Annotated in this window: 2 protein-coding genes, 2 tRNA genes and 1 rRNA gene; 2 read left to right on the top strand and 3 right to left on the bottom strand. The window is 39.2% G+C overall.

What is annotated here, in order from left to right:
• Nucleotides 1–114: 114 nt before the first annotated feature.
• Both A3EO_RS0112095 and pyrG read left to right on the top strand, forming a co-directional pair.
• The gene (locus A3EO_RS0112095) at nt 115–813 is read left to right on the top strand and encodes an ABC transporter permease (protein ID WP_233432282.1); all 699 of its coding nucleotides are present in this window, start codon (nt 115–117) and stop codon (nt 811–813) included.
• A gap of 138 nt (nt 814–951) precedes the next feature.
• Nucleotides 952–2,589 (top strand): glutamine hydrolyzing CTP synthase, encoded by a 1,638-nt coding sequence (gene pyrG, locus A3EO_RS0112090; protein ID WP_013746174.1) that lies wholly within the window; start codon nt 952–954, stop codon nt 2,587–2,589.
• A gap of 306 nt (nt 2,590–2,895) precedes the next feature.
• Here the strand turns inward: pyrG and A3EO_RS0112085 are convergent.
• The 3 genes from A3EO_RS0112085 to rrf form a co-directional block, all read right to left on the bottom strand.
• A tRNA-Trp gene (locus tag A3EO_RS0112085) sits at nt 2,896–2,971 on the bottom strand.
• A gap of 14 nt (nt 2,972–2,985) precedes the next feature.
• Nucleotides 2,986–3,062, bottom strand: a tRNA-Asp gene (locus tag A3EO_RS0112080).
• A gap of 10 nt (nt 3,063–3,072) precedes the next feature.
• A 5S ribosomal RNA gene (gene rrf / locus A3EO_RS0112075) occupies nt 3,073–3,176 on the bottom strand; the annotation flags it as partial.

Raw genomic sequence — 3,176 nt, 5'->3', positions numbered from 1 at the left:
CTTGTTGCTTAAATGTTTGGTTATATTTAGTCATAAAAAATCTGCACCTCTGTATGTTGTTGGATAATAAGTCCAACTTTTGGGGTGCAGATCATATTGATTGTGCTTTTTATTATGAAAAAGTGCGAAATTAACCAGTCTAAACTTCTGTTTGTCGCCAGCATTAGAATGACTTTACAGCTCATCATTGCCGGTTTTGTTCTCACTTATATTTTCCAAAATCCGCATCCGATTTTCACAATTCTTTATCTACTGGCGATGATTATTTTTGCCGTACACCGGGTGCTCTCAAAAAATCCTAATTTAAATCACCGCTTTAAACTCGCCATTATCGGTTCGATTTCTTTTTCTGGGCTTGCCGTATTGGCGTTTTTTATTCTCGTTGTCGTCAAAGAAGATTTCTTTCATCCTCAATATGTTATTCCTTTAAGCGGAATGATTATGGGAAATGCAATGACCGGCGTGAATCTTGGCGTTAAAACATTTCGTGAAAGTTTGCAAAGTGAACGATCCCGCATTGAGGCGTTGCTCAATTTTGGGGTAACGCCACAAAAAATATTAACACCTTTTGTCAATCAAGCACTGGAAAGCGCATTATTACCGACATTAAATTCAATGGTCGGGATGGGGATTGTCGCTTTACCCGGTTTGATGACCGGTCAAATTCTTTCCGGTACATTGCCGAACACGGCTATTCTGTACCAAATCTCTATTATGATTGCGATCTGTACTGCCGTTTGCTTATCCGTTTTTGGTTCGCTTTATTTCGGTTATCGTTCTCTTTATAACAAAGATCAACAGATAACCTTATAATTTAGGATGAGATCGCCCAATGGCGATCTCAAATCTTAGATTGAGTTAGTTTGCTAAATCCTGTAAACTATCATCCCGTCTTGATACTCAGGTATCTCTTTATATTCCATCCACATTTAAATTAATAGGCATAAAACAATGGCAACAAATTATATTTTTGTCACAGGCGGTGTTGTTTCTTCTTTAGGGAAAGGCATTGCGGCGGCATCTCTTGCAGCAATTTTAGAAGCGCGCGGCTTGAACGTTACAATGATGAAATTAGATCCTTACATTAACGTTGACCCGGGTACAATGAGCCCAACTCAACACGGTGAAGTGTTTGTTACTCAAGACGGCGCGGAAACGGATCTCGACCTCGGGCATTATGAGCGTTTTATCCGTACTAAAATGACCAAACGTAATAACTTTACGACCGGAAAGATCTATTCCGAAGTATTGCGTAAAGAACGCCGTGGCGATTACCTTGGCGCAACAATTCAGGTTATTCCTCATATTACCAATGAGATCAAAGCAAAAGTGATTGAGGGTGCTGCCGGTCACGATGTTGTTATTGTTGAAGTCGGTGGAACAGTGGGTGATATTGAATCACTTCCATTTTTGGAAGCGTTACGCCAACTTGCAGTGCAGGTAGGCCGTGAAAGAACCCTATTTATGCATCTCACTTTAGTGCCTTATATTGCAACTGCCGGCGAAGTGAAAACTAAGCCGACCCAACACTCGGTGAAAGAGTTATTATCTATCGGTATTCAACCCGATGTATTGATTTGTCGTTCCGATCGCATTATCCCACCAAATGAACGCGCAAAAATTGCACTGTTCTGTAACGTGCCGGAAAAAGCAGTTATTTCATTAAAAGATGTTAATTCTATTTATCAAATTCCTGCATTACTAAAATCTCAAGGACTGGACGAATTTATCTGCCAACGTTTCCATCTTGATTGCCCGGAAGCGGATCTATCTGAATGGGAAAATGTGCTTTATCAAGAAGCCAATCCAATCGGTGAAGTCACTATCGGAATGGTTGGAAAATATACTGAATTGCCTGATGCCTATAAATCCGTTAATGAAGCATTAAAACACGGTGGATTGAAGAATCGTTTAACCGTCAACATCAAATATATTGATTCACAAGATGTTGAATCTAAAGGTACAGATTTATTAAAAGGTTTAGATGCGATCTTAGTCCCTGGTGGCTTTGGCTATCGTGGTATTGAAGGCAAAATTCTAACCGCACAATATGCACGTGAAAATAATATTCCTTATTTAGGTATTTGTTTGGGAATGCAAATTGCCCTTATTGAATATGCACGCCACGTTGCAGGGATGAAAGATGCAAGTTCTTCAGAATTTGATAAAAATTGTCCTCAACCGGTGATAGGACTAATTACAGAATGGCAAGATGCAGATGGCAATGTAGAAGTGCGTAGTGATAAATCCGACTTAGGCGGCACTATGCGACTTGGTGCACAAAAATGTCATCTAGTAGAAGGCAGCTTAGCGCGCCAATTATATGGTAAAGAAACCATTGAGGAACGCCACCGTCATCGTTATGAAGTTAATAACAAATTGTTACCTCAAATTGAAAAAGCCGGATTGAAAGTAACTGGCTGGTCAGCAGATAATAAATTGGTTGAAATTATTGAAGTGCCTAATCATCCTTGGTTTGTTGCTTGCCAATTCCATCCGGAATTTACATCAACACCACGTGATGGTCACCCTCTATTCAGTGGATTTATTAAAGCTGCTTATGATTATCAGAAAAAGCAAAAAGCTTAATTAATTAAATACTAAAGAAAAGGGCTAAGCCGTATATTACAACGGCTTAGCCCTTTAAATTATTATTAGATTCCTATAATTTTAACGCTATTCTCTTTTTTCACATTTTAAATATTAAACTAGTAATCGCTTTACTTAGAAAACCCTTCATCATTTAAAACACTAAATTGGGCATAAAAACACTTATAGTTTAAATTAAATCAAGAAACAAAAGGATTAAATAAATCGATATTAGTAAGGATTGATATCTATTCAATAAGGATCAATAAGGAAAAAATACTAAACAAAAAAATGAAAAATTATAGATGGCAGGGGCGGAGAGGCTCGAACTCCCAACACCCGGTTTTGGAGACCGGTGCTCTACCAATTGAACTACGCCCCTATTGATAGAAAAAGTGGCGGAACGGACGGGACTCGAACCCGCGACCCCCTGCGTGACAGGCAGGTATTCTAACCAGCTGAACTACCGCTCCGTAAATAGATAATTGGCGATGACCTACTCTCACATGGGGAATCCCCACACTACCATCGGCATTACAATATTTCACTTCTGAGTTCGGCATGGGATCAGGTGGTACTATTGCATT

This window comes from Gallibacterium anatis DSM 16844 = F 149, assembly GCF_000379785.1.
GTDB lineage: Bacteria > Pseudomonadota > Gammaproteobacteria > Enterobacterales > Pasteurellaceae > Gallibacterium > Gallibacterium anatis.
The sequence above is the reverse complement of the archived record's forward strand: the minus strand, read 5'-3'. Positions and strand labels throughout refer to the sequence as shown.

What these genes read in the sequence shown, in the direction of transcription:
- pyrG (WP_013746174.1), top strand. Translation starts at nt 952, where the DNA reads ATGGCAACAAATTATATTTTTGTCACAGGCGGTGTTGTTTCTTCTTTA.
- A3EO_RS0112095 (WP_233432282.1), top strand. Translation starts at nt 115, where the DNA reads ATGAAAAAGTGCGAAATTAACCAGTCTAAACTTCTGTTTGTCGCCAGC.